The sequence below is a fragment of the Niastella sp. sgz303648 genome, assembly GCF_059587045.1.
The window spans coordinates 237,694-263,841 of sequence record NZ_JCAPSW010000003.1; the positions used below are offsets into that span (position 1 = coordinate 237,694).

Annotated in this window: 17 protein-coding genes; 10 read left to right on the forward strand and 7 right to left on the reverse strand. The window is 41.6% G+C overall.

Annotation, left to right across the window (positions count from 1 at the left end; translation table 11 throughout):
• Positions 1 to 33: 33 nt before the first annotated feature.
• From AC59IL_RS09795 to AC59IL_RS09805, 3 genes are all read right to left on the reverse strand, one after another.
• On the reverse strand, positions 34 to 1,557 hold the full coding sequence (locus AC59IL_RS09795) for a RagB/SusD family nutrient uptake outer membrane protein (RefSeq protein ID WP_496551934.1): 1,524 nt from the start codon (positions 1,555 to 1,557) through the stop codon (positions 34 to 36).
• 25 nt (positions 1,558 to 1,582) lie between these two features.
• Positions 1,583 to 4,705 carry a SusC/RagA family TonB-linked outer membrane protein gene (locus tag AC59IL_RS09800; RefSeq protein WP_496551935.1) on the reverse strand — a complete coding sequence of 1,041 codons (3,123 nt, stop codon included), beginning with the start codon at positions 4,703 to 4,705 and terminating at the stop codon, positions 1,583 to 1,585.
• A gap of 244 nt (positions 4,706 to 4,949) precedes the next feature.
• Positions 4,950 to 6,701, reverse strand: a complete 1,752-nt coding sequence (locus AC59IL_RS09805; RefSeq protein ID WP_496551936.1) for a cellulase family glycosylhydrolase — start codon at positions 6,699 to 6,701, stop codon at positions 4,950 to 4,952.
• A 245-nt stretch (positions 6,702 to 6,946) separates the two neighbouring features.
• On the opposite strand from AC59IL_RS09805, the gene AC59IL_RS09810 reads away from it, so the two are divergent.
• The gene (locus AC59IL_RS09810) at positions 6,947 to 9,901 is read left to right on the forward strand and encodes a ligand-binding sensor domain-containing protein (protein ID WP_496551937.1); all 2,955 of its coding nucleotides are present in this window, start codon (positions 6,947 to 6,949) and stop codon (positions 9,899 to 9,901) included.
• Here AC59IL_RS09810 and AC59IL_RS09815 read toward each other — a convergent pair.
• Positions 9,898 to 10,881, reverse strand: coding sequence for an aldo/keto reductase (locus tag AC59IL_RS09815; RefSeq protein WP_496551938.1), 984 nt, complete (start codon positions 10,879 to 10,881; stop codon positions 9,898 to 9,900). The two genes, AC59IL_RS09810 and AC59IL_RS09815, sit on opposite strands and share 4 nt — an antisense overlap.
• 384 nt (positions 10,882 to 11,265) lie before the next feature.
• Here AC59IL_RS09815 and AC59IL_RS09820 point away from each other — a divergent pair, with 384 nt between their 5' ends.
• The 3 genes from AC59IL_RS09820 to AC59IL_RS09830 all read left to right on the forward strand — a co-directional run bounded on the left by AC59IL_RS09820 (position 11,266) and on the right by AC59IL_RS09830 (position 15,008).
• Entirely contained in the window at positions 11,266 to 12,024 is a 759-nt protein-coding gene (locus AC59IL_RS09820) for a carboxypeptidase-like regulatory domain-containing protein (RefSeq protein WP_496551939.1), read from the forward strand.
• 852 nt (positions 12,025 to 12,876) lie between these two features.
• Entirely contained in the window at positions 12,877 to 13,488 is a 612-nt protein-coding gene (locus AC59IL_RS09825) for a hypothetical protein (protein ID WP_496551940.1), read from the forward strand.
• 227 nt (positions 13,489 to 13,715) lie between these two features.
• Positions 13,716 to 15,008, forward strand: coding sequence for a hypothetical protein (locus AC59IL_RS09830; protein WP_496551941.1), 1,293 nt, complete (start codon positions 13,716 to 13,718; stop codon positions 15,006 to 15,008).
• Between the two features lie 132 nt (positions 15,009 to 15,140).
• On the opposite strand, the gene AC59IL_RS09835 is transcribed toward AC59IL_RS09830, so the two are convergent.
• Positions 15,141 to 16,139, reverse strand: coding sequence for a hypothetical protein (locus AC59IL_RS09835; protein ID WP_496551942.1), 999 nt, complete (start codon positions 16,137 to 16,139; stop codon positions 15,141 to 15,143).
• A gap of 167 nt (positions 16,140 to 16,306) precedes the next feature.
• On the reverse strand, positions 16,307 to 17,356 hold the full coding sequence (locus tag AC59IL_RS09840; RefSeq protein WP_496551943.1) for a hypothetical protein: 1,050 nt from the start codon (positions 17,354 to 17,356) through the stop codon (positions 16,307 to 16,309).
• Positions 17,357 to 17,513: 157 nt separating this feature from the next.
• Between AC59IL_RS09840 and AC59IL_RS09845 the strand changes: the two genes are divergently transcribed.
• From AC59IL_RS09845 to AC59IL_RS09855, 3 genes are all read left to right on the forward strand, one after another.
• Positions 17,514 to 18,281 (forward strand): patatin-like phospholipase family protein, encoded by a 768-nt coding sequence (locus tag AC59IL_RS09845; protein ID WP_496551944.1) that lies wholly within the window; start codon positions 17,514 to 17,516, stop codon positions 18,279 to 18,281.
• A 409-nt stretch (positions 18,282 to 18,690) separates the two neighbouring features.
• A complete protein-coding gene (locus AC59IL_RS09850; RefSeq protein WP_496551945.1) occupies positions 18,691 to 19,830 on the forward strand; it encodes an FIST signal transduction protein in 1,140 nt (379 codons plus the stop codon).
• A 7-nt stretch (positions 19,831 to 19,837) separates the two neighbouring features.
• Positions 19,838 to 22,891: a PAS domain S-box protein gene (locus AC59IL_RS09855; RefSeq protein WP_496551946.1), complete on the forward strand. Its 3,054-nt coding sequence runs from the start codon at positions 19,838 to 19,840 to the stop codon at positions 22,889 to 22,891.
• A gap of 4 nt (positions 22,892 to 22,895) precedes the next feature.
• Here the strand turns inward: AC59IL_RS09855 and AC59IL_RS09860 are convergent, their stop codons facing one another.
• On the reverse strand, positions 22,896 to 23,603 hold the full coding sequence (locus AC59IL_RS09860) for a Crp/Fnr family transcriptional regulator (RefSeq protein WP_496551947.1): 708 nt from the start codon (positions 23,601 to 23,603) through the stop codon (positions 22,896 to 22,898).
• A 130-nt stretch (positions 23,604 to 23,733) separates the two neighbouring features.
• On the opposite strand from AC59IL_RS09860, the gene AC59IL_RS09865 reads away from it, so the two are divergent.
• From AC59IL_RS09865 to AC59IL_RS09875, 3 genes are all read left to right on the forward strand, one after another.
• Positions 23,734 to 24,141, forward strand: coding sequence for a glycine cleavage system protein H (locus AC59IL_RS09865; RefSeq protein ID WP_496551948.1), 408 nt, complete (start codon positions 23,734 to 23,736; stop codon positions 24,139 to 24,141).
• Between the two features lie 12 nt (positions 24,142 to 24,153).
• Entirely contained in the window at positions 24,154 to 24,759 is a 606-nt protein-coding gene (locus AC59IL_RS09870) for a class I SAM-dependent methyltransferase (RefSeq protein ID WP_496551949.1), read from the forward strand.
• A 187-nt stretch (positions 24,760 to 24,946) separates the two neighbouring features.
• Positions 24,947 to 26,044 (forward strand): DUF695 domain-containing protein, encoded by a 1,098-nt coding sequence (locus AC59IL_RS09875; RefSeq protein ID WP_496551950.1) that lies wholly within the window; start codon positions 24,947 to 24,949, stop codon positions 26,042 to 26,044.
• Positions 26,045 to 26,148: the final 104 nt, after the last annotated feature.

The following is a 26,148-nucleotide window of genomic DNA, read 5'->3' on the forward strand; positions in this document are numbered from 1 at the left end:
GTGCCACACTTTGAAAGTGTGGCACACCTTTTTTCAATTGTACTTGTCGTTCTGTATCAGTTTGGTGCCCTGCAATTCCCTGAAAGGAATGGGAAACACTTCATGTTTTCCGGCAACAAAACCACGGCCTCCCAATACGGCAGGCGCATCGCCCCACCTTACCAGGTCGAACCACCGGTGACCTTCACCTGCCAGTTCGGCCCTGCGCTCGGTTTTAATGGCAGCCATAGAAACAACCACAGAAGGCAAGCCTACTCTTGCTCTTACTGCATCGAGCAGAGCCTGCGCTCTTGCGCCGGTTGCGCCCAGGGCTTCGGCTTCCATTAAATAAGTATCTGCCAGCCTGATGATATAAGTATTTTGATGATAATTCAATTCTGAAGCGCCGCCGCCAGTTGATACATCAGTTGTACGTGGTAAAAATTTATTCAGGAAGTAACCGGTATTCTGGTATCCTTCAATATAATCTGCCTGACCAGCTGTTTTCAATGCTTTTAAATCAAATACAGTAGCAGCGAACCGCGGATCGGTTTTGATGAAATCATAAAAGTTCTGCGTAAATACACTGAAGCTCCAGCCTGAAGGCAGTGAAGGCGCTGTTGAACCGGAAGGCCTTGAATAGCTTCGGGGACCCACCATTACGTTAAATGAATTTCCTTCATCACGGCCGCTGCCCCAGAAGTCCCAGTTTGAATTGCCGGCAGCGCTGTGTGTTTCTTCCAAAATAGATTCGCTGTTGAATTTATTCGATACTACCCACAGGTCGCTGAAATTGGTAAGCAACTTATATCCGAAGCTACTTGTGCCGCCGGGTGTGGGCCCGTTCACTTCGGCCAGTTGCTGCGCTGCCTGTGTATTTTTCTTTTCATATAAATAAACTTTTCCGAGCAATGCCTTTGCAGCGCCTTTGGTAAAACGCCCGGCATCGGTGGCAGCAGAAATGGTAGCAGGCAAAACGGCAATGGCATCGTTCAGGTCGTTTTCTATCTGCGTATATACGGCATCAGGGCTTGCCTGTTCAACACCGTACATATTGGTAGCGGTTAACGGCTCTAACAACAGAGGAATTTTTCTAAACATCCGAACCAGGTTGAAATAATAAAAAGCCCGCAATGCTTTGGCTTCGCCTTCTAACCGTGATTTTGTTGTATTGTCCATAGGAACGCCAGGTAATTTTTTCAACAGGGTATTGGCCCTGAAAATTCCCTGATATGGATCGTTCCAGTAGCTGGCGGCCATGGTATTGGCCGTCATGGTATAATTTGAAAAAGCCTGCAACTGCAATCCGTCTGTTGCATTACCACCGCCGGCATAATGATCGTCGGAACCGGCATTCATCAGGGCAAGCATATTTTCAAAACCGCCTGAATTTTTTCGCAGCGGATCATATACACCCACCAATGCTGACAATGCCTGGTCCTGGTTGGCATAATAATTTTCCGACAGAAACTGTCCTTCGGGCTTTACATCTACAAAACTTTTTTTACACGATGCCATCATATTTACGATAACTATGGCAATCAGTATATATTTTATATTTATTGTTTTCATTTTCATAACCTCTGATTAGTTTGGTAAATAATTAAAATTGCAGCTGAACACCACCCATAACCGAACGGGCCTGGGGATAAACACCTCTGTCTACGCCAAACACAGTGCCGCCAATTTCAGGATCATACCCTGTGTACCCGGTGATCGTAAATAGGTTCTCCGATGTGATGTACACCCGCAATCTGCTTGCTTTGATCTTACTCGCAATTTTCGCCGGTAATGTATATCCTAACTGAACCAGCTTAACGCGGGCATAATTTCCTTTTTCGAGGTAAAAATTCGACATTCTGCTAAAGTTGCCATTGGCATCGCTGGTGGTTAACCGGGGATAATCGTTTGTAGATCCTTCACCCGTCCAGCGACCGAGTACAGCGGTTTGATAATTGGCATTGCCAATATCGAGCCTGCGCAATCCCTGGAATATTTTGCTGCCTGCAGTGCCCTGTACAAAAACCAGGATATCGAAGTTTTTGTAATCGGCATTGAGGGTAAATCCAAATACATATTTGGGGATACTGCTGCCGAGGTATGTTTTATCGAGATTATCATTGGTGATTTTGCCATCGCCATTAACATCTACCCAACGAAAATCACCGGGTTTGGCATCGGGCTGTAATAAATTGCCATCTTTATTTCTATAGTCATCAATCTCTTTCTGGTTTTGAAAAATACCGGCTGATTTAAAACCAAAAAAGTAATTGTAAGGCTGTCCTTTCTCTATACGTGTTATAGCACCCATCGTTTGGAAACTGGCTTCGCCGGTTATATAATCAGCATCTGCAGCTACGTAGGTTACTTTGTTTTTCAGGTAAGAGAAATTACCATTTGCCCCAAAACCTACCTCGCCAAATTTATGTCTGTAGCCCACCTCAATGTCGATACCGCTGTTTTCCATATCGGCAATATTTCCTACCGGTGAAGAAGAAACGCCTACATATCCGGGGATGGTTATCGGACGCAGGATGCCGGTGGTTTTTTTCTTATAGAAGTCTACATTCAATGAAATGGATTTTAATAACATCGCTTCAAAACCAATATTGGTTTGTGACGTTTCTTCCCAGCGTAAATCGGGGTTATCGAGCGAGGTGGGAGAATAACCGGTAACAATGCCGTCGGAAGTACCGAGTGTATAATTGAATCCGCCGGTAACTGTGGCCAGATAACCGAAATCCCTGATTGCATCGTTACCTACTACACCATATCCGCCCCTGATCTTTAACATGTCTACAATTTTATTATGGGGCCAGAAATCTTCATTCGTCACGTTCCATCCTACAGAGAAAGAAGGGAATACGCCATATTTGTTGTTCAATCCAAATCGCGATGATCCGTCTCTTCTTATAATACCGGTGAACAGGTACTTTTCATTGTAGTTATAGTTTACGCGTGCAAACAGCGACGACAACTTATGCTGTACATTATCGTAGGTGGTAGATATTCTGTTTGTTTGTGGAATATCGAAATTAAAAGAAGCGTCTTTGTAACTCGATATCGGCAAATTAAACAAGGTATTCGTTGAACCTCCGCCAATGTTCTCAACATAAGCGCCCTGACCCAGTAAAACAGTGAAATTATGTTTGCCAATAGCATCGGTATACGTAGCGGTGTTCTCGAGTATCCAGTTTAAGCTGTTGTTATTCGATTTTGAATAGTTGTTCTGTGTATTTTTTACTGTGGCGCTGAGGTAAAACCAGGGAGTAAACTGCTGGCTGCCCCAGTAAGATAATTTACCGCCGAGTGTAGATCTTATTTTGATCTTTTTCGTGATGGCGGCCTCCACATAAGTATTGCCTACAAAATCGTCTGACCAGCCATATCCGCCTAATCTTGTTTGAATATAAGCGGCAGGATTGGTCATTTCCTGTCCTACCAAAGAAGAAATGCCATATGGATTGCCATTCACGTCTCTGAGAACAGGATTCACACTGTATGGAGCTGCATTGGCAATCGCAGGATCAGTAACTACCAGCGGTGTGATTGGATCAAGATTAATGGCAGAGCTTAACGGGCCGCCAAATTCGCTATTGGTATTTCCCAAACCAACGGCTTTCTGATGCGAGTAGCCGATGTTTTCACCCACCGTAAATATGTCGAACAGTTTGTGGGTTGAATTGATACGGATATTTTTTCTTGTGTAGTTCGAAATCGGTCCGGCCACAATACCTTCCTGGTCCTGCATGCCGAACGACAAATAAAAAGTAGATCTTTCATTACCACCGCTCAGGCTCACTTCATGCGAATAGCGGGCTGCCTTATCATTGAAAATAGCATCCTGCCAGTCGGTTCCCACTCCCAACGATTGGGGATTATTGAAAACAGCGCCGCCTCCGCCATTCACCGAACGTTCATTCATAATGGTGGCATATTGGGTGGCGTTCAGCAATTTTAATTTTGTTTCGGGACGTGATATACCATAGAATCCGTTATAGGAAACGATTGGTTTACCGCTTTTTCCTCTTTTTGTAGTAACCAGAATAACTCCGGTAGCTGCCCGTGTACCATAAATGGCAGCGGAAGCAGCATCTTTCAATACTTCGATAGATTCAATATCGCTTTGGTTCAGGTAACCGATACCACCCTGATCAACTACCACGCCATCGACTACCCAAAGCGGGTTATTGCCACCGCCAAAAGTGGTAACACCTCTTATCAGAATGGTAGAGGAGGAACCGGGTTGTCCTGAGCTTTGTGCAATGGTTACGCCGGCCACTCTTCCCTGCAGCGCCTGTTCAATGCGGTTGCTTGGTACATTTTCAAGGTCTTTTGACCGAACACTTGAGATGGATCCTGTAACCACTTTTTTTCGTTGGGTGCCATAGCCTACCACTACAACCTCATCGAGGCCTGTAGTCGCCACATCATCTAATTGCACCGTAAGGTTGCCGCTTTCGGGAACAGCCATTTCAAGGTTAGCCATTCCTATATACGAAATAACAAGTATGGCATTACGGTTGGGAACATGAATGCGAAAGTTTCCATTTACGTCGGTAGAAGTAGCCTCGTTCGTTCCTTTTACAGTAACGGTAGCCCCGATCAATGGCTCACCGGTTTTTTTTGAGTTGACTTTACCTGTTACTATAATATCCTGTGCCATAACAGGAGAGAAGAGGGCATGCGATATCAGCAATGCAATGGCATAAAGCAGAATTTTCATACGCAAGTCAGTTGAGTTATAAATGTTCAAATTCAAAAATCTAAAGTAGTTTGTTGGGGAGGGCTAGCCTAATCAGGCACCACATCAATACCACATCAAAAACCACACATACGGGTATAGGCCGTGGTTTTTACTACTTCATTACTACATCATGGGGGAAGTGTCCGTTTGTTTCTTGTTTTTGGTTTATGGTTTATAGTTAACTTCAAACTGAACAAAAGAACCATAAACTATAAACCTCAAACTATAAACTTTTTATAAACTGAATCGAACGAAGGTTCACGCCTTCAGATTCAAAACAAATGCGAAGGGTATTCTTTCCTTTTTTTAATGCTATGTTCTTTATTGGGAGCGATTGCCAGCCCGAAGATTTGGGAACCGTTGCTACAGGAACTTTTTTATTATCATTGACTGATATGGCCATTTTTCCTGAATCCTTTTCTGTATTGTAATTCAGATTAATATTATAATTGCCGCCTTTAATCACATTAATAGTGTACTGCAGCCATTCACCGGGTTCGGTATAAGTAATAAAATAACTATCCTTTGCAGCTGGTTCCAAAGCAATATCAACTCCATCATTACGATATGCACGGCCGCGGTTACCGCTTCCACGCTCACCGGTAGATACATGGTAGTCGGCCGTATCGGTATCAAAATAAGCTACGCCATTTCTTCCGAGGTCGTAATCAACCGCATTTAATACAGCACCGTTTTGAATATCATGTTTTGCAAAAGGAATTGCGGCCTGTGAAAAAGGTTGCCTGATCAGCGCATCAATCACATCGCGCTTAATGATTGTATTTTCAAGTTTAGTGTCGGCGGCCAGTTGCATCAGTCCGTTAACCACTTCTGTTGCTGAGGGCTGAGGTCCGTTGCCCGACCAATAAGCGAGCACTTTATCATAACCGGCATTCGATGGCACCTGCATAGGATTATTATTACCTAATTTTTTCAAAGGCCACCAGGCCCATCCGATATTGTTTTCTTCCAACAACTGAACGGCTTCGGTAAACCATACATTAGAATTTTCGCCGGTTTCGCCTAACCACACAGGCACGTTGTATGTATTTCTGGTATCTAATATTTTTTGAATGGCCGCCCTATTATTAAAGTTCCAGTACTTATGAAAGCTCAGCACCATATTGTTGTCCCACGGAGGTAGTATGCCATTATAATTATTACCCCATCCGTTTCCTTCTATTATTATGATATGATTTTTATCTACCTCGCGAATGGCTTTAGTAATATCCATCATCAATTGCCTGAGGGGCTGATTGACTGTTTCTTTCAATCCGTTTTTATCATTAGCCGGGTCGCTAAATCCCCAGTTGGGCTCGTTCAATATATCGTAGCCGCCGATCATGGGCTCATTTGCATATCGTTCTGCGAGTTTTTTCCACAGCGCAATAGTTTTTTGCCGGTTGGCTTCACTTTCCCAAAGCGATGGTTTCGAAGGATCTCTGTCAGAAATATTCAGGTCATTGCCTTGTCCGCCGGGAGCTGCATGCAAATCAAGGATCAGGTACATGTTGTTGGCTTTGCACCAGGCAAGCAAACTGTCGGTGATCTGGAAGCCTTTTTCGAGCCAGGTATTTCTTCCAGGCTCCGGTTCCTGGTCAACCGGCAACGTATATAAATTGTAATGCATGGGCAGGCGCACCGAATTAAAACCCCATGCCTTCATGGAGTCAATGTCGATCTTTCGCGTATGGTTAGCCAACCAGGCATTGTAAAATTCCTGCGTTTTTTCTTCACCGATCAAATCGGCAATACGGGTGCGGATGGTGTGCTGCATTCCCTGCCCGTTCACCCGCAGCATGTAGCCCTCCTGCAACATCCATCCGCCTAAACCAACACCTCGCAGCAAAACAGCTTGCCCTTTTTCATTCACAATCTGTTTATCATGGGTCTTTAAAAATCCCTGTGCGTTGGTTTCGGGGCGAGCCAACATTATTTGTATAAAAAGAAGCAAGCTCGTTAATCTGTATAACATGGGGTTACTGTTGATTATTTGGATTGCGTATTGACCATTGACCATTCACCATTGACGTATTAAAATTAGAAATCAAAACACCAAAAATGTGCTTTGGCACCCCATCAATACCACATCATAAATAACATAAATGGTTAAAACACAATTGCTTTACCCCATTTATACCCTATCAGCGCCCTTTTCTTATCATGTATTTAAGTAACTTAGAAGTCAGGAGTGAAAAAGAATTGTAACTGATTGCCATAATGAGAAAATTATTTCCTGCCATATTATTCTTTGCTTTTATTCAAGGGCATGCTCAAAATACTATCGCCCTGCCCGATATCATCAATTATTCCAAACAAACCTATAATGCCGGTACCCAAAACTGGAAGATCGCCCAGGATAAACAGGGCATCATCTATGTGGCGAACGATGAAGGCATGTTGAGTTTCGACGGAAGTTTCTGGAAGAAATATACCATACCAGGCGGTGGAGGGGTGCGTTCTCTGGCCATAGGAAACGATGGCCGCATTTATATAGGCTCACAGGGTGAGATTGGTTTTTTTGAACCCGGCAAATATGGAAAGCTGCAATACAAATCGCTCAACGACCTGATTCCGGATAACGAAAAAGATTTTACCGATATATGGGATGTTGTTCCTGTTGGTAATGAAGTTTTTTTTCGCTCTTACCGCAAGATCTTTCAGTTGCAAAACGAAAAGATCACCGTTTTTGGCAATCCGGCCTGGAGTTTTTTGGGCTTACACCACAACAAACTCATCACCAAAGCCTGGCAAAAAGGACTGCTGCAATTTCAAAATGGTACCTGGGTACCTTTTTCACAACCCGATTTTTTTCCTGAGAAGGCCGAAGTCACAGCAATCATACCCTTTGAGGGCGATACTTCACTGTTGCTCACCAAACATCATGGCTCGTGGCTGGTGCACAACGATATAATCACCCCGTTCAATACCCCGGATATGCAACTGATCGATGAAAAGAATCCCTACGGCGCGGTGGTGATCGATCAAAATCAGATTGCTATTGTTACCAACCTGGCCGGATGTTTCATTATAAATAAAAAAGGCGAGCTCATACAACGACTTTCCAAACAGGACGGGCTGCAAAGCAACAATATACTGACTGCGTTTATCGACCGCAAAAAAAATATATGGCTGGGTTTGGATAAGGGCATCGATTTCATCGCTTATAACAATGCCATCAAACATATTTATCCCGATTACCAGGAGCAGAGTGCCGGCAAAGCAGCGATCATCTTTAAAAACAATTTATACATCGGTACATCCAACGGTCTGTATCAGGCAGCGATTTCACCCAACAACGATATCGGTTTTATAAAAAGCAAATTTGAACTGATGCCGGGGCCCAAAGGACAGGTATGGAATCTTTCGGAATTAAACGGCCATGTAGTTATGGGACATAACGACGGCTTTTTTGTTGTTGATAACAAAACAACCAAAATGATCGACAGCAGCTCGGGCTTCTGGACTTTTTTACCATTGAGTAATGTAACGCCTTCGTCGGTAGTGGTGGCCGGAACGTATAACGGATTGAACTTTTACAATTACGATAATGGCCGCTTCATCAACCACGAAGTTCATTCACATTTTGAATCGGCCCGCTTTGTGGCACTCGACAATAACATTGCATGGGCTGCGCATCCGTACAAAGGCTTATATAAAATACAATTGAACGGAGGCATCCATCCCACCAACACCACCTACCACGATACGAAGGGCATACTTTCGAATAACAACAATCACATATTTAAAATCAAGAGCCGGGTTGTACTCACTAACGACAAAGGGATATTTGAGTACAATGAAAAAACCGGCGACTTCGAACCCTCTGTTTTTCTATTAAAGATATTACCTAAAGTGCCTATCAGGTATATGAAAGAAGATGCCAATGGCAACATCTGGTTTGTACACGACAAACATTTGGGTGTAGCCGATCTTTCGGGCAGGCAGCCGCGCATTATATATTTTCCCGAACTCAATAATAAGATCACCGGCAATGGGTTGGAATATGTTTATCCGTATAACAGCAATAATATTTTTGTTGCGGCCGACGAAGGTTTTTATTTGATCAACTACGAGCAGTATAAACAATTCAAAGAAGATATTCCTATTCAGATAAGCGATGTGCGCATCGTAAATAAAAAAGACAGCGCCATTTTCGGCGGTTATTTTAATAAGGAAACAGAGCAGCGGCGATTAATAAATGATGAGGTGCCCGAAATACAATATGCCTGGAACTCGATACACTTCGATTATTCATCGACTTTGTATGACAAACCAGGTATTGAATATGCGTACTACCTCGAAGACTTTGACAAAGGCTGGAGCGCCTGGTCAAAGAAAAATGAGAAAGACTATACTTATCTCTCCCCGGGAACCTATACATTCAAAGTAAAAGCGAGAACGCACGAAGGGCAGGAGTCGGCCGTAACCAATTACCGGTTTACCATACTGGCTCCCTGGTATCGCACCACATGGGCTTACCTTGTATATGCCCTGTTAACAAGCTTGTTATTGTATGGCATATATAAGTGGCAAAAGAAAAAGTTTATTGTTCAGGAGCAACAGCACGAAGAAGAGCGCAAACGGATGGCGTACCTGCACCAGTTGGAAATTGAAAAACACCAGGAAGAGCAAAAGCAATTGCTATACCTGCATCAGCTTGAGTTGGAGCGCAATGAAAAAGAAATCATCCGACTGCAAAACGAAAAGCTGCAATCAGAAATTCAGCTGAAAAATACCGAGCTGGCATCTACCACCTTTAACCTTGTGCAAAAGGGCGAAATGTTGATGAAAGTAAAAGAAGAATTTGTGCGCATGAAAAAATCGAGCGAGGTAGATAAAGAATCCGACGATTACAAAAAGATATTGCGTATGCTCGGCGACGATAAAATGAAAAGGAACTGGGAGCAATTCGCCATTCATTTCGACCGCGTACACAGCAACTTCCTTACATCGTTAAAACACACCTATCCCAACCTCACAGGGAGTGATTTAAAGTTATGCGCTTATTTACGGTTGAATTTAACCAGCAAGGAAATAGCGCAAATCATGAACATCACCATCAAGGGTGTTGAATTAAGCCGGTACCGGTTGCGGAAAAAGTTAGGTATACAACAGGAGGTGAATTTGGTGAATTTTTTGCTGGAGTTTAGGGAGGGGGGAGCTCAACTTTAATAAACTCCCCTTATTTGCGGCTTTATCTTAACATCATACAGTTCGCGAAGCTGGTTATGTGTAACCTCACTTAATGGCGGTAGTGAAGCTGCAGCAACATTACTCTGCACCTGACTTACTTTGGTAGCTCCCGGAATTACAGTAGTTATAGCAGGGTGATCTAATATCCAGCGGATAGATTGTGTTGCCAGGTTACCATCGGGCATCAGGCTCTTAATTTCTTCAGTCAGAGCAACACCATTATTAAAGGGTATTCCGGAGAATGTTTCGCCCACGTTAAAAGCTTCACCATTCGCATTATAATTGCGGTGGTCACCTTCCGCAAATGTGGTTTGCCCGGTAAATTTACCGCTAAGTAATCCGCTTGCAAGAGGCACCCGTGCTATCAGCGCTACCTGCTGTTGTTGCGCTTTGTCAAAAAATTCGTTTTTAATATGCTGGCGAAAAAGATTGAATATTATTTGTAAAGAAGCCACGTCATTATGTTGTAAGCAAATCAATGCTTCTTCAGCTGTTTCAACACTTACGCCAAAATGTTTGATGAGCCCTTCGCTTTGCAATTTTCTTAAATGGTCAAACACTTTGCCTTTACGCAATTCTTCAGTAGGTATGCAATGCAACTGCTCGAGGAACAACTGGCTTACCCCTAAATTTTTTAGCGAATCTTCTACATGGCGTTTTATAGCATCGTATGTAAAGTTTTGTGGCCAGCCGTACGGGTTGTCGTGCCGCCGACCGAGCTTCGTTGCTATAAATAATTGTTTTTTCGTCGACTTCAGAAATTCCCCGATAAATCGTTCGCTTACACCCATTCCGTAAACGTCGGCAGTATCTATAAAGTTTCCACCAGCATCAACATATGCCTGCAAAATTTCAAATGCGCGCGTGCTGTTTACCCGGCCCCAATCAGCACTTCCCAGTTGCCAGGTGCCCAGCCCCACTTCGGCTATGCGTACTCCTTTAAAATCTCTATAGTTCATTGTGCGAAAATAAGGATTTGTGGTGACTGAAGGATTTGTTGGAGCAGGGGATTATTTATTGAAAAAGATTTATAGTCGGCCAAATCATGTATGGGTCTTTTCCATAGTCACGAATTTTCAAAAAAAGGTGACATTTTATTAATCCGCGGAAAACACCCTGTTTGCTATCTAAAAACCGCAGAAAGACAGGGCCTCAACTTCCTCCATGGGAAAGCCCATACTGCTTAATACTAAGGATGGCCGGGAGTATTGAGGCTGCATTGCACTAACGGCCGCCATATCTGGCAAGTATAAACCAGCAACTATTCTGCTTCGCATACCCACTTTCGGCTATTGCCTTGTGTCAATATTTTTAGTATATTCAATGACCAAAAACCTTTTACTGTGAAACCCTTCCTCTATTTGCTTTTTGCCATAACGCTATACTCCTGTTCCAAAAAAACAAGCGATACGGACAACCCGCCTCCAACAAAAGGAACATTAAACGGCAGCATTAAAACATATGACAGAAGTGGAAAAGAAAATCAGGACTTTAACGGTATCAGCATCAAATTAATTGATAATCAAAACCAGGCTTCGGTCGGGGCTGTTACTTCCGATGGTAAATTTCAGTTTAATAATGTTCCGTTCGGAGATGTAATATTAATTGCCGATAAACCAGGATATGGTTTTATTGATTCCCTTAAGTTCGAACACAAAACAGCAAACGATGCCGTGTCAAATATTGATCTGATACAGGATTTGCCCTTTTCGTTTAATTTAAACTTCATTAATTATTACAATGGAATGTTTTACTATTATGTTTCCTGTAATTACCATACAACCACAGAATCATATATAGTTTCGCATTTCTTATGCTTTGGTAAAGATGCCAACGTATCAATAAATCATAATAATTTACTGTTGAGCTCAGGTGCTCTTATGAGCGTTCAGGTTATCAGCGGTTTTGGTGGAGGAGGTTCCAGTGCAACATATGGAAAGCTTATTGATGCCGGTTTTAAAAAAGGAGACCTGATCTACCTAACCATTATTCCCGGCATAGAAAAATTTTGGGATTTTTATAGCAACCCAAACAGAAACTATAAAATCATCTCTTACAAAGTTGGCAATGCATCAAATGTATTATCCTTTACTTTACCTTAATTATTATTTAATGCACCTTACTTTGTATGACTTAATTGAACAAATTGTACGTTGTCTTCTCCTAAACCATCAATTTAAAGCTTTAAACCCTCATTGAATTGTTCAATAACACCATTTAAACCTTCAAATCAGCAATTTTAAATCTTAATTGGCCGATTTAAATCTTTATTCGATGTTTTAATTTTTCAATCAAGCGATTTAAATCATTAAATCACCGGTTTAAAACTTAATCCACCGATTTAATTAATCAATTGGCTGATTTAATCCTTCAAATGCCCGATTTAATTCTTAAAATCGTCGATTTGAATAATTTTGCCATCGTTTAATTCTTCAATACGATGATTCAATTCTTTTAAACCATGCTTTTGAGCATTTAAAGCACCACTTCAAAGCTCATTGCCTTTATTCATACCATTCAAACCTTCATTGAATTGTTCCGGGCGATACTTTGTTATTTCCTGGCCACGGGTTAAAAAATCACCCCCTCTACCATCATTCTTTTTACCGGCATTAAAAAGCTATATACATCACGACAAAAGCGTCAAAAGGGCACAAAATGGCCAAAACGGCCATCGCCCAATTGAACCCTCCCTACATTTGAATCGCAAACGAAAACAACCGGTACCACTAAGGCACAACCGGTCCTGACATGTCAAAATTTAAATGTGCTTATTCGTTACTCTTCGAAATAGAATGCAATGTGTTCCGGTCTTTTTGCAAAGGATCCAACAGGGAGGCTGGTAATACAAAGCACCGATTAATCTGCATCCTTTTCCATTGGCCAATGGTTCGTTACGCTCTGTTTGGTAGCAAACTGGTATCATTATTTTTTCACCTTCTAAATTGTATTTTATGTACAGGATAAAAATCAAACTTACGTTCATCTACTGCCGCGACGGTGATCTTGTAACACTAACGCGCAGATTTCTGGATAGTCTGAAAGACAATCCGAACTTTCAAACGCCTACACCTCTGCTGGCAGATATTGAAAAAGCGCTGAATGATTATATTCAGGCTTTATCAAATGCCGCCGGGCGCGACAAGGAAATGGTGTCTGTTAAAAATGATAAAAAGGCGATTCTGCAGCAATTGCTGAAAGCGCTGGCCCAGTACGTAATGCAAACGTGCAAAGGCGACAAAACCATGTTAATCAGCAGTGGTTTTGATATTACCCGCGAAAGAAGCAAGCCGCAACAATTACCATCCAAACTGGTAGTTGAAATGGAATCGCCCGGACAGACCACCTGTCGTGTAAAAAAAGTAACCGGCGCCCGGGTGTATGTATTTGAATATACTGCAGACCCGCTTACAACCGAAAGTGTGTGGATAAGCGAAACCACGCTTACCAATTTCCACACATTTACCGGTTTTAAATCCGGTTCCAGAATCTGGTTGCGCGTTATCGCCATTACCAGCGAAGGAAACAGGTTGTTTTGGGAACCTGTTTCACGGATTATTCAGTAATGTTCTGAGCCCCGCTCTAATTGCAGGGTAAAGAAGGATTTACATAAAAACCGGTGGTTGTTACCGCCGGTTTTTTTATTGTGCGCCAAACAAAAACTTTATGATATCAATCAGTAAGATTAATTCGCTCTGCTGCTTTTAATGCTAACAAAAACATATTATACTTGCACTTCCAAAAACAACCAAACCAAAAACCAAATTTTTCGAAGCTCATGAAAAAACTTTTTATGGCATTAGCCATATGCCAGTTGATTATTTCCTGTCATAAAAACAACGATGATCCCGCTCCTGTTTCGACTTTTAAACTACTGGGTGGCTCAAATGAAGACCATATCGTTGACCTGGTTAATGCTTCGGATGGCGGACTTTTAATGGTCGCCGAAACTGAAAGCAATAAAACCGGCGACGTGGGCGCCAACCACGGACAGTCGGATGTATGGGTGGTTAAACTAAATAGTAACGCCGATACAGTATGGACGCGCACTATGGGAGGATCTAATGAAGAACAACCCGCCGGCGCCATAGCCACTTCCGATGGCGGTTTCGTGGTAGCCGCTACTACGTATAGTGGCAACAGCGGCGATGTAGTGGGTTTGCCTAACGGAGGTTGGGCTTCAGATTTCTGGATCGTAAAACTAAAAAGCAATGGCGATACGGCCTGGACACGGTTGGCAGGCACTACTGGGACCGATCAGGCGAATTGCATGGCAGCTACTCCCGACGGTGGTTTTATAGTGGCCGGAACAACCCAGCCTTCAGGCAGCTCCCAGGATGTTTATGTAATGAAACTGAACAGCAATGGAAACAAAGTATGGGAAAAAACTTACGGCGGATCTTACGATGACGTTACGAATGCTATTTCTGTAGCCGCCGATGGTTCTATATTACTGGCAGTTTCTACCGAAAGCGATAATACCGGTGATGTGCCTGCAAATCATGGAGGGCAGGATGCCTGGATAATAAAATTAAATTCGAATGGCGACAAGCTGTGGAGTAAAATGTTCGGTGGAGATGATGAAGAATTTCCGGCTTCAATAAAAAGCACATCCGACGGTGGATGTATTATCGCAGGGTATACCCTCAGCAGCGAAAATGGTGATGTAAAAGGTAAAAATCATGGTGCTGAAGATATGTGGGTGCTGAAGCTGAATGCCGGCGGAGATATTAGCTGGACCAGCCTGTTCGGGGGCTCAAACAGCGATGCAACTTTGGGCAAAACTGCAATTGCCACCACTGCCGATGGAGGTTATGTAATAACCGGCACCTCTGCTTCCTCAGATGGGGATGTAAGTAAGAACCAGGGAGATTCCGATTGCTGGGTAATAAAAATAAACAGCACCGGAAGCAAAGTATGGAGTAAAACTTATGGCGGTTCGCAATATGACGATGCGGAAAGTGTTTTATTGAACACTGATGGCAGCTACTGGGTCGGCGGATATACTTCAAGCAATAACTCCGGTGATGTAGGAGCGAATCATGGCAGCGGTGATGTATGGATAATAAAAATTAAAGATTTATAACCCTGATTGCATCCGGTTATAAAAAAGAGGCCGTTTCAAATGCAAATTTGGAACGGCCTTTTTATTTCAGATTTGTGCAAACAATTTCAACAAAAAAATCTTTCGCTATGGGAAGACTACCCTTTAAATACTTCACCTCTGCAGACTACCTGGTTCCAGCTTCTCAACCGGAACAAATCCGTTTATTTTACTAAACTTCATATTATGGATAAAATTTTTCATCGAATCTGAAGGGTCTATCGTTTCAAAATTTATTTTTTCAAATGTTTCGGGGTAGAACGCAACAGACAGAATAGCCTGATCTTCCATTTTCCCTGTAACAGTATTCAACATGTTTCCCAAGGCATTTACAACAACATACTTCAATGGCAAATGTGCCAATATTTCACGGCCAACGCGCAAAACACAGCTGCATACATAATCCTGATACAATTCGTTGAATTTGGTGGCAGTCATATTCTTTTTTGAAAGCTTGCCGGTAGAGGTTTGCGACAAAATATAATTGGGAATTACGTCGTCGTTATTAATAAACAAATCAACTGATCCCCGGTCACTTTCAAAATTGCATGTTAGCCGGGTGCCTAATTCATTTATATCACTGAATGGAGTAAAATATTCCAGCACTTTTTTATAACACTCTGTATCTTTTAAAAGAACGCCCTTTGAAATATTATTTACTTCCTCCCATTCCTTATGTTCTATTTGATACTTTTCTAATTGAGCTTTATATATTTTCTGATCTTCCTGTATTGCCTGTGTAATCTTTTTTTCAAACCGCTTGGCCTTCCCTTTACTTAACTTAAATAGCTTATCAATAAACGATGGCCGGTAATTGTCGGCTTTCCTTTTTGCTTCCTTTTCTTTTTGCTGCAATAAAACAGGCTCCACAGGCGCCGGCTCTTTATTTATCTGTTCCCAGTTGAATAATTCAGCTGCATTCTTATGAACAGATTTCAACACCTCAACATATTCCTCATAATCATGTACCGCTTTTGCAGCGTTTTCAAGGTCCTGTTGCTTTTGTTGAAGTTTATATTGTTTTACTGCTTCTCTTGCAAGCTGTTGCTGAGCTCTGTCTATTCTGCGCATAGTGGCGGTTGTTGAGCGCATAAATCCTTTGAAAGTGGTCATGTTTGTTGGTTTAACGGTTTTTCAATTCCACATAATAATAAATGTTAGTGAATACTGAAACAGATGCAAGCGTTATAATGCAGGAGGAACATATAAAAACCAACAAATTGACAAAGATCAATTTTCATATTGAGGCTGCCTGGCTATTGCTCAACTGAAAATGATAACTATTCAGCAATAATATATTTAAGGTTTTTTGAAATAGTTTCTGTACTGCCATCAGGTTTGGTAAATGAAATTTTTAGCTGCACAACATGCTTCCCCGGTTTGCCATTGGCAGTGAAGTTATATACAGCGGCAGCGTCCTCATTCAACTTTACTATTTTGCCATCAATCATAATCACAGGCTTTGAAGCTGCACTCAACGAGCCTACTGCTGCAGTTACTTCAATAGACTGACCTTGCTTTACATAACTACTACTTAACACGCCTAATGCATGAAATACTTCATAAAAGCCAGGTCCATCAATCACTCCAATTTGATTGTTGCAATAATATGCGAATGTTTTTTCTGATGTAAGCACATCATTTTCTATTTTATTTAAAACCAGCATTGCCATTAATGAAGAGCTTCCGGTAAAATTATGTTGAATCCAGTTTTTTGCATATTCCCCGCGTTCTTTTTCAGACATACTATCTGTATACCCGGCAAGCAAAAGCATTCGTTTGGTAAATTGCCCAATATCCCTCGCTAATCGTGCTTTCCGTTGATCATTACCCTCAAGTTGCTCAATACCAAAAATTACAGGAATACTATCTTTAAAAATAGCCAGTTTATTAAACAGTTCCTGCGCTTTTCCATCGGTAATAAATAAATGCTTTACCAACCCCTGATCCATATTTTTTAAACTATCCGATTGCTCAATTAATGCTGTTTTCAAATTTTCAACAAACATGTTGATTGCAGCAGCATGCTTCTGAATTTCGATTGCCCTCGGTTGCCATATAGCTGCCGTTTGATTTGTTTCAGGGGCCCGTAATTTATTCTGCAATTCCACATAAACAATATGAGTGCCCTCGTATATCACCGCATTCGAAAATTCCAGGCTTTTATTGATTTCTTTTAACTGCGTTACATTATCCTGCTCTCTGCAGGCAGCCATAAAAAAGACAAGAACGATCAGGGAAAGGTTATACCGGTTCATGGTGATGTTATTGTTATCCTCAAACGGAAAGTACCGGGCTTTATTTTTGCTGTTTTTCCGATTGCAATACATAGTTTTGTTAAATTCTGATAAGGCCTTTCTTCAGTAACTAACAGAAGAACTTTAACCAAAAATACCATCCTCATCTGTTGCAATTACAAATAAATGCTTATACATTGCCGTTCATCTGGTACTACCTTATTTTGTTCAACATAATTTATTCTATATAATGAAAACTGGTGTTGTTCTTAGCGGCGGCGGTGTAAGAGGCTTCGCTCATTTGGGTTTGTTACAGGTTTTGAAAGAATTGAATATTGAACCCTATGCCGTATCGGGCGTTAGCGCCGGCGCCATCGTAGGCGCCCTGTACGCTGCAGGACATTCACCTGAAAAAATAAGAGACGTCCTTAAAAAGAATTCCTACTTCGGCTGGTCGAGCTTTCTACTGAATAAAGACGGCCTGTTTTCCATGAAGGCATTACTGAAAGTGTTACAAACTTATATACCCGAAGATTCATTTGAAAGCCTGAACCTGAAACTTTACATAACCGCCACCGATTTCGCTAATAATAAAGCCATCACTTTTTCAAAAGGCAAGCTCATTCAAACGGTTATTGCATCGGCCTCGGTACCCGTTATATTCGAACCGGTTAAAATTGATGATCATGTGCTGGTAGATGGTGGCCTGCTGAATAACTTCCCCGTTGAACCCCTCGAAAAAAATTGCGATAAGCTCATCGGCTGTTATGTAAATAATATTCCGCAAGGTCTGGGTAATGGCAAACGCATTGGCAAAATGAACATGATCGAAAAATGCTTTCACATGGCCATCGCCTCTAACGTATACAACAAAGTGAACAGCCTGGATATTTTTATAGAACCACTGTTGCATGAATTTGGTATGTTCGACGTTAACAAAGCCGACCTCATATACGAAGCCGGTTATAAAGCAGCTATGAAAAATAAAAGCAAACTGCTCGAGCTGGTAGGCAGCTAATACTGTTCCTGGTTTTTTGTTTTTGGTTTCTTGTTTCGCGGCCTGGCCTTTCCTATGGCCAAGCCTTGCATTGCCCGGTATCCCGGGCTTTGGGTCTTGTATCTTGTACCTTGCTTTTTGTACCTTGAGCCTTGTACCTTGCGCCTTCTTTCCAATTGACTTAAATCAATAAACTAACCGTTATTTTCCTTACTACAACCCTTACATGACAACTTATTGCAAACAATTCTGCTGTATTAAAAAATTCAGCTAAATTACATAAGGGTTACCCTATACGCTGCGCATTTCGAATGTGAATAATTTTATCTTACTTGCGTTTTTTAAACAGAGATTATTTTTATTACCCGGCCCGTTTCATTATAAAACGAATTGCATGAAACCCTTTTTTAACCTTTAAACCCATTGCCACATGCGTACAACCCTTCTTTTATATAACAACAATGAATTGCAGGTACAGAACGAAAGTCTCAACGCACATCCTGCAAAAACAAGGCTGGTATTGGGTTTTGGCGCAAAAAGCATAATCAGCACACAGCCCGTTTTTGAAAAACTGAAAGAACAATATCCCGAAGCGCATATTGTTCTTTGTTCTACAGCCGGAGAAATTTTAAACAACAAGGTGAACGACAACTCTGTTTCGGTAGCAGCCATTGAACTCGAAAAAACTTCTATCAGTCCGGTTTCGGTAAAAATCAGCGACTATGCTAACAGTTATGAAGCCGGCAAAGCCTTAATACATTTAATCAATTTCGTAAACCTCTCCTACATACTTATTATATCCGATGGCAGCAACGTTAACGGCAGTGAACTGGTGAGGGGAATTAATGAACTGGTAAATAACAGGGTTCCGGTTACGGGCGGACTTGCCGGCGACGGAACATCTTTTATTTCAACTGTAGTGGGATTAAATGAAAAGCCTTCATCGGGCAATATCGTTGCCATACCTTTTTATGGTAAAAACTTCGTGGTTTCACATGCCTCTATGGGTGGATGGGAAATCTTTGGCCCCGAACGCATCGTTACCCGGTCAACTGCCAATCAGCTTTTCGAAATAGAAGGCCAAAAAGCATTAGACCTGTATAAAAGTTACCTGGGCCCTTATGCCGATGAATTACCACAATCGGCATTATTGTTTCCGTTAGGTGTAAAATTAAACGACGATGATGAGCCCGTGGTAAGAACGATTCTTTCTATTGACCAGGAAAACGGCAGCATGGTATTCGCCGGTGATATTCCCAATGGATCGAAAGTTCGTTTTATGAAAGCAAATTTCGATAAACTGGTAGATGCAGCTACCCATGCAGCAGGTCAGGCTTTTCAAAAACTGTCTGCAGCGCCGCAGCTGGCGTTGCTGATCAGTTGCGTAGGTCGCAAGATCATTCTTGGGAAACGCACCGAGGAAGAAGTAGAAACCGTTGCCGATACTTTTGGCAGAAATACATTGTTAACCGGTTTTTATTCCTATGGCGAAATTTCACCGTTTAACGAAAATGCAAAATGCGAACTGCATAATCAAACAATGACCATTACAACCTTCGACGAGTTATAATAGTTTTATGAGCTTTAATAAACTTCTTGAACGTCAAATAAAAAAATATCTTCCGGAAGATTATCTTAAGCAGGAACATCTTATCCGTTTCATTCAGGCGGTGCATGATTCGTATGAACAATATGAAAAAGACCGAAATCTGTTCAATCATGCCTTTGCCTTAAGCGAAAAAGAATATATTAAGATAAACGAAAAGTTAACAAAAGAAGTAAAACTTAAACAGGCTTCGCTTCAACAACTAAAAGAAACGATCAGCAAGTTCAAAGGCACAGTGGCTATCCACAACGATGCAGACGATCTTTCGGGCGTAATTAACTATCTCGAACACGAGCTGGAAGAAAAAAAGAAAGCCGACACATTACTCAAACAATCAGAAAAACGCTTACGGCTTGCCCTGCAAACCATCGACGATAATGTATGGGAATATCATTTTCCTACCCGCACCATGACGTTTGCGTTGAACGAAAACTCAATTCTCGATCTGAATAAAACCGAATACATCGGAAAAGAGAATATGATGTGGTGGGATTCGATCATTGATGAAGACCGACCGATAGCTATAGAAACCTTCAGAAAATATCTTCACGGTCAATTAGACAAACATTGCCTCGAATACCGGGTAAAGCAAAGCAACGGAACTATAAAATGGGTATTGAACCGCGGTGGCGTTATACGCAAAACAAAGAACGGCAAACCTATTACCATTATAGGAACACTAACCGATATTCATAATTATAAAACCATACAGAGCGAATTAACCGCTACGGCCAACCGCCTGAGTCACCTGCTCATAAACTTACAAACCGGCGTATTGCTCGAAGATGAGAACCGGAAAGTAATACTCACCAATAAACAATTCACCGAATTTTTTTCAATTCAGGCCGCCCCCGAAACGCTGGTAGGTACCGATTATGCTAAAATTGCCGAAAGCAGTAAAGCCCTGCTGAAACAACCCGGGGAATTTGTGCCCAGGATGCAGGAACTTTTGAAAAACAAACAGCCACAGGTTAACGAGGAAATTATAATGGCCGATGGGCGCGTGCTGGAAAGAAATTATATTCCTTTATATTTAGATGATACCTACAAAGGCCACTTATGGACCTATACTGATATAACTGAAAGAAAACGGTCGGAGATCAAAATTAAGAGGCAGGAAGAAAAATACAGAAGCATCATTGCCAATATGAACCTGGGACTGATTGAGGTAGACCTTAACGAAAATATCCGCTATGTGAACCAAAGCTTTTGCACCATGAGCGGGTATGAGGAGCATGAGCTGATCGGCAAAAATGCCATGAATCTTTTTGTGAAAGATGAGTACAGGCACATAATGCAGGCAAAAAACAATTTACGCCAGCTGGGTCAATCCGATGCCTATGAAATGAACGTTAAAACAAAACACAGCAACAACCGTTGGTGGCTGGTTTGCGGAGCTCCGCTGTACAACGATAAGCAACAACATACAGGTTCTATAGGTATTCACCTCGATATTACCCAACAAAAATTACTGGCCCAGCAATTACTCGAGGCTAAGCAGGTAGCCGAAAAATCGGCCCATGCCAAAGATCTGTTTCTGGCCAACATGAGCCATGAAATAAGAACGCCCATGAATGCCATAGTAGGCATGAGCAAGCAACTGCAAAAAACAAACCTCAATCAGCAACAACAATCATTTCTTGATATTATAGGAACGGCGGCCGATCATTTGCTGGTTATCATAAACGACATACTTGATTTTTCGAAATTAGATGCCGGTAAAGTTACCCTCGAAGAAATCGGATTTAATATGCATGAGCTGGTGCACAATACCAGCCGTGTATTGAAATTAAAAGCCGAAGAAAAAGGATTAATCTTCGCTTTATCCGTAGCCGATGACATTGCACCGGCATTAAAAGGCGATCCCTATCGCATTAACCAGATACTGATGAACCTGTTGAGTAATTCGATAAAGTTTACCAACCGGGGAAGCGTTACGCTAAAATGCCGGTTAATGAGCGACCTGCCCGACCGCCAGCAGCTTGAGATCATGATCAGTGATACCGGCAAGGGAATGGATGAAGCATATTTAAAAAATCTGTTCAACAAATTCAGTCAGGAAGATGAAAGCATTGCCCGAAGCTATGGCGGAACCGGCCTTGGCATGAGCATAGTGAAACAATTGGTTGAACTTATGAACGGAACCATTACGGTAGATAGTAAAAAAGGCGAAGGCACAAAGGTTGGCATTATGTTGTCGTTTCCAAAATGTGCAGAGTGCTCGTTGCCCAAAAACGATAATACCCAGGTAGATTCACAGGTGCTATCGAACAAAAAAATATTACTGGTAGAAGATAATGAAATGAACCGCGTGGTGGCCGAAACCATATTAAACCAGTATGGCGCCATTATTCATGAAGCAGTGAATGGGGCCGATGCAGTTGAAGCTTTACGAAACAACCGGTTCGACATTGTATTAATGGATATACAAATGCCGGTGATGGATGGCCTTGAAGCCACTAATATTATTCGCGAAGAAATAAGATCGGCAATTCCTATTATTGCATTAACGGCAAACGCCGTTAAAGGCGAAATGGAAAAATGCATAAAGGCAGGCATGAACGATTACCTAAGCAAACCCTTTGAAGAAGAAGACCTGATTCGACTGATTGCCAAATGGCTTTGCCGCGAAATTTCATTTACCGAAGCCAAAGAATCCATGCCGGTTGTTGACAGCTCACTGTACGACCTTGGTAAACTGAAGCAAATTACCCGCGGCGATGAAAAATTCATTTCAAAAATGTTGCAGGTTTTTATACAGGAAACGGTGAACTCGCTTGGTCAGCTTGAACAGGCCTATGAAGAAAAGGATATGAAAAAAGTAAAGTTCCTGGCGCACCGCATGAAATCTTCCCTGGCTAACCTGAGCGTTGTTTCGGCCTCCAATATTGCCAAACAAATTGAAACTACCGAATGGACGGAAGAAAATTACCCCTCGTTGGAAAAACTGATGAATGAATTCAGAAATATTATCGACAAACTGATTCCGATGATACAATCAGAATGTATGCAACTCACGCCTTGATGCATTATTTGTAGTTGGCTATTTGTATAAGCTGGTTCACATCGTGCACAATAATCTTTCTTCCTTTTGTTTCTACAATACCGGCTTCTTTAAATTCGGTAAGAATGCGCACTACGCTTTCCCGCGCAGTACCTACTAAATTTGCCAGATCATCGCGACTCATATTAATTTCAACAGGCATGCCCGGTTGAAAATTCACTTTGTATTTTTCCCTGAGCACGATCAGCTGTAATGCCAGTCGCTCCTTAACCGATTTTTGGGCAAATACCGATAAACTGTTTGCCAGCACAGCAAACTCATGACTTAAGGTTTTTAGCAGGCGTCTGTTTAACACCTCCGACTGTTGCAGGGTATGCAAAAAATCTTCCTTGGGTATAAAGGCTATTCTGCTTTTTTCGAGTGCCGAGGCCGAATCGGGATAACGGTCTTCTGAAAGTATGGCATGATAACCCAACAGTTCGCCCGAATTGGCAACATATATAATTTGTTCTCTTCCTTCTTTATCAACTTTATACTTCTTTGCTTTGCCTTCAATGATATAAAAGATGCCCGAAGGATAGGCGGCCTCCCTGAAAATGATTTCGCCTTTTGAATATAGTTGTTCGGTTTTATTGGCGGTGAGTAATTCAAAATCGGCAGCAGGTAAATCCTTCAATATAGATTCACTTTTAAAATCCCACTTATCAATCGGAAAAATACCTCGTAAGCTCATGTATGTATGCAAATTTAACTGTTTTAGGGGTGGTAACCCGCCTTCGGCGGTAATAAAAAGTTGACAAACCTCACTATTTCAATTGATATAGCTTACCGCAAGTACCCCGTTTTGAGAATAGCTTTGCACCATGAAAAAAGACAATCCCTCTAAAAGAGATCTGTACTACACAAAAGACCATGAATGGGTCGATTTTCAGGGATCCGTTGCCTATGTGGGGGTTTGCGCCTTTAAATTGACCGGATTTAAAGAGGTTGAAGAAATTCTGTTACAGGATCTGTCGGGCTTTAAAAAGCAGGGCGAAACAATCGCCACCATCCGGTATGTCGATTACAGGATTGATATACATATGCCTGTAGATGGTAAGATTCTTGAAGTAAATGATGTATTAACCGATAACCGCAACTTATTATTACAACAACCCGAAAACAACGGTTGGATCGCTTTGATTATTCCGGCTCAACCTTACGAAAGAAAAGGTTTATTGCTGCCTAAAGAATATCAGATGAACGGCAAAAGCAAATATGCCAAATCGTAAAGAAATAGAAGTATGCTTTTACACGAAAGAAGAAAAACAGCCGGAAAATGGTTTTATTCTGATGAACAGTTCAATCAGCTGTATCCTTTAGATATCAGAACCCTCTCTGCCAGGCACTGGACGCCCCTGCATGTTGCCCGTGTTGCAGCCGAATTTCTGGCAACCGAAAAGCATGTAAAAATATTAGACATAGGCAGCGGTGTTGGCAAGTTTTGCCTCAGCGCTGCACACTTTTATCCGCAGGCAACTTATTATGGAGTAGAACAAAGACGCCATCTGATCAAACATGCTGAAACAGCCGGAAATATTCTGGGCTTTGAAAATGTTTCGTTCATTCACGGCAATTTCACCCAGCTCGATCTTAAAAACTTCGACCACTTTTATTTCTTCAATTCGTTTTACGAAAATCTTACAGGAACCGATAAAATTGATGAAGACATTCATTATTCAGCCGAATTGTTTAATTATTACAACCGCTTTTTGTATAAGCAACTTGAAAAAATGCCCGCCGGAACCCGGCTGGTAACCTTTCATAGTCTTGAAGATGAAGTACCCGATTGCTACGAGGTAGTCAACACACAAATGAGCAATATGCTCAAGTTCAGAATAAAAGTTTAACCCCTCCCTGTGACCAGGCATTAAAAGTCATATGTTTATTTATAAGCATATGACTTTTGCCTGTTTTTAACACAATACTTTTCGGCGGCGATGCGTATGTGCCTTTTTAAGTGCTCATTCATTCTGAAAAAACAAAGGAAATCCTGTATTTTGGCCCTTTATCAGAATGGATAACATAAAAAACCCAATGAGCTTTCTTAAAAAATTGTTTGGCACCAAAGAAGAACCTGTTGTAAACAATAGCGCTTTCTGGAACTGGTTTATACTGCATGAAAAATCTTTTTATAAAATTGTAAAAGACGACAAGGATGTTGACCGCAACTTCCTCGACAAGCTGATGCAAAAGCTTGAGCAATTAAACTCAAAGTTTTATTGTTCAACAGGTATGTTCAACACACATACGGCCGAACTGGTAATCACGGCCGATGGCGATTTAAAAACTTTTGTTTTTGTAGAAGAACTTATTGAAACAGCTCCGCCTATACAGGGATGGAAGTTCACGGCTTTAAAACCGCCAACAGGAATAAAAAATGTAAACCTCGAAATGAGTGGTTACGAGTTCAACAGCGACAATATCAGTTTTTACAGCAATGAACACAGCGAATACCCCGATGAAATTGATATAACCCTTGTACATAAAGACCTGACTCCAATTAACAAAAGCGACATCAGCAATGGGTGTCTTCTTTTTTTGGATTATATACTTGGCGAATTGAATGCCGCTACATTAATCGATTCGGTGCATGTAGCAGGCGAAGCACCGGCCGGTAAAGACCTGATCCCATTTGCTAAACTAAACGACTTTTTAAACTGGCGCGAAAAAGAGTTTGTAGAAAAATATAAAGCTACCCGTCATAATACCGAAAACGATTCGCATTCGGCCCTGGAAGGTGAAGATGAAAAAGGATTTCCTTTGGTAGCTGTTATAAACCAGGATCTACTCGACTGGGAAGCAAAGCCTTCGCACCCATGGATAATGGTAATTGAAATAAAATATGATGCAAAGGAAACCAACGGTATGCCCGATACCGAAACCTATGCCACGATAAACCGCTTCAACGACGAATGTACCGAACAGCTGCACGATTATGATGGCTACCTGAACCTCGGAAGACAAACCTACAATAGCAGCACCCACATTTATTTTGCGTGTAAGGAATTTAGAAAAGTATCGAAAACGATATCGGAACTAATTTATAACTACCACAACCAGTTAGATATTTCGTACGATATTTTTAAGGATAAATACTGGACAGTCATGAACCGGTTTAATAATCACAACTAAAACAATGATTTCGCCATGTTTTTGCTTGCCCGGTTGCTGCAACCATATGAAGCGCATTTAATATGTTGCAATATTTTTTAGAATTGAACCTGATTTCAGGAATA

Bases quoted from the DNA above. Each gene is read 5' to 3' on its own strand.
- AC59IL_RS09795 (WP_496551934.1), bottom strand. From the start codon at position 1,557: ATGAAAATGAAAACAATAAATATAAAATATATACTGATTGCCATAGTT.
- AC59IL_RS09805 (WP_496551936.1), bottom strand. From the start codon at position 6,701: ATGTTATACAGATTAACGAGCTTGCTTCTTTTTATACAAATAATGTTG.
- AC59IL_RS09815 (WP_496551938.1), bottom strand. From the start codon at position 10,881: ATGAACTATAGAGATTTTAAAGGAGTACGCATAGCCGAAGTGGGGCTG.
- AC59IL_RS09850 (WP_496551945.1), top strand. From the start codon at position 18,691: ATGCGTACAACCCTTCTTTTATATAACAACAATGAATTGCAGGTACAG.
- AC59IL_RS09855 (WP_496551946.1), top strand. From the start codon at position 19,838: ATGAGCTTTAATAAACTTCTTGAACGTCAAATAAAAAAATATCTTCCG.
- AC59IL_RS09845 (WP_496551944.1), top strand. From the start codon at position 17,514: ATGAAAACTGGTGTTGTTCTTAGCGGCGGCGGTGTAAGAGGCTTCGCT.
- AC59IL_RS09840 (WP_496551943.1), bottom strand. From the start codon at position 17,356: ATGTATTGCAATCGGAAAAACAGCAAAAATAAAGCCCGGTACTTTCCG.
- AC59IL_RS09800 (WP_496551935.1), bottom strand. From the start codon at position 4,705: ATGAAAATTCTGCTTTATGCCATTGCATTGCTGATATCGCATGCCCTC.
- AC59IL_RS09875 (WP_496551950.1), top strand. From the start codon at position 24,947: ATGAGCTTTCTTAAAAAATTGTTTGGCACCAAAGAAGAACCTGTTGTA.
- AC59IL_RS09810 (WP_496551937.1), top strand. From the start codon at position 6,947: ATGAGAAAATTATTTCCTGCCATATTATTCTTTGCTTTTATTCAAGGG.
- AC59IL_RS09825 (WP_496551940.1), top strand. From the start codon at position 12,877: ATGTACAGGATAAAAATCAAACTTACGTTCATCTACTGCCGCGACGGT.
- AC59IL_RS09835 (WP_496551942.1), bottom strand. From the start codon at position 16,139: ATGACCACTTTCAAAGGATTTATGCGCTCAACAACCGCCACTATGCGC.
- AC59IL_RS09860 (WP_496551947.1), bottom strand. From the start codon at position 23,603: ATGAGCTTACGAGGTATTTTTCCGATTGATAAGTGGGATTTTAAAAGT.
- AC59IL_RS09830 (WP_496551941.1), top strand. From the start codon at position 13,716: ATGGCATTAGCCATATGCCAGTTGATTATTTCCTGTCATAAAAACAAC.
- AC59IL_RS09870 (WP_496551949.1), top strand. From the start codon at position 24,154: ATGCTTTTACACGAAAGAAGAAAAACAGCCGGAAAATGGTTTTATTCT.
- AC59IL_RS09865 (WP_496551948.1), top strand. From the start codon at position 23,734: ATGAAAAAAGACAATCCCTCTAAAAGAGATCTGTACTACACAAAAGAC.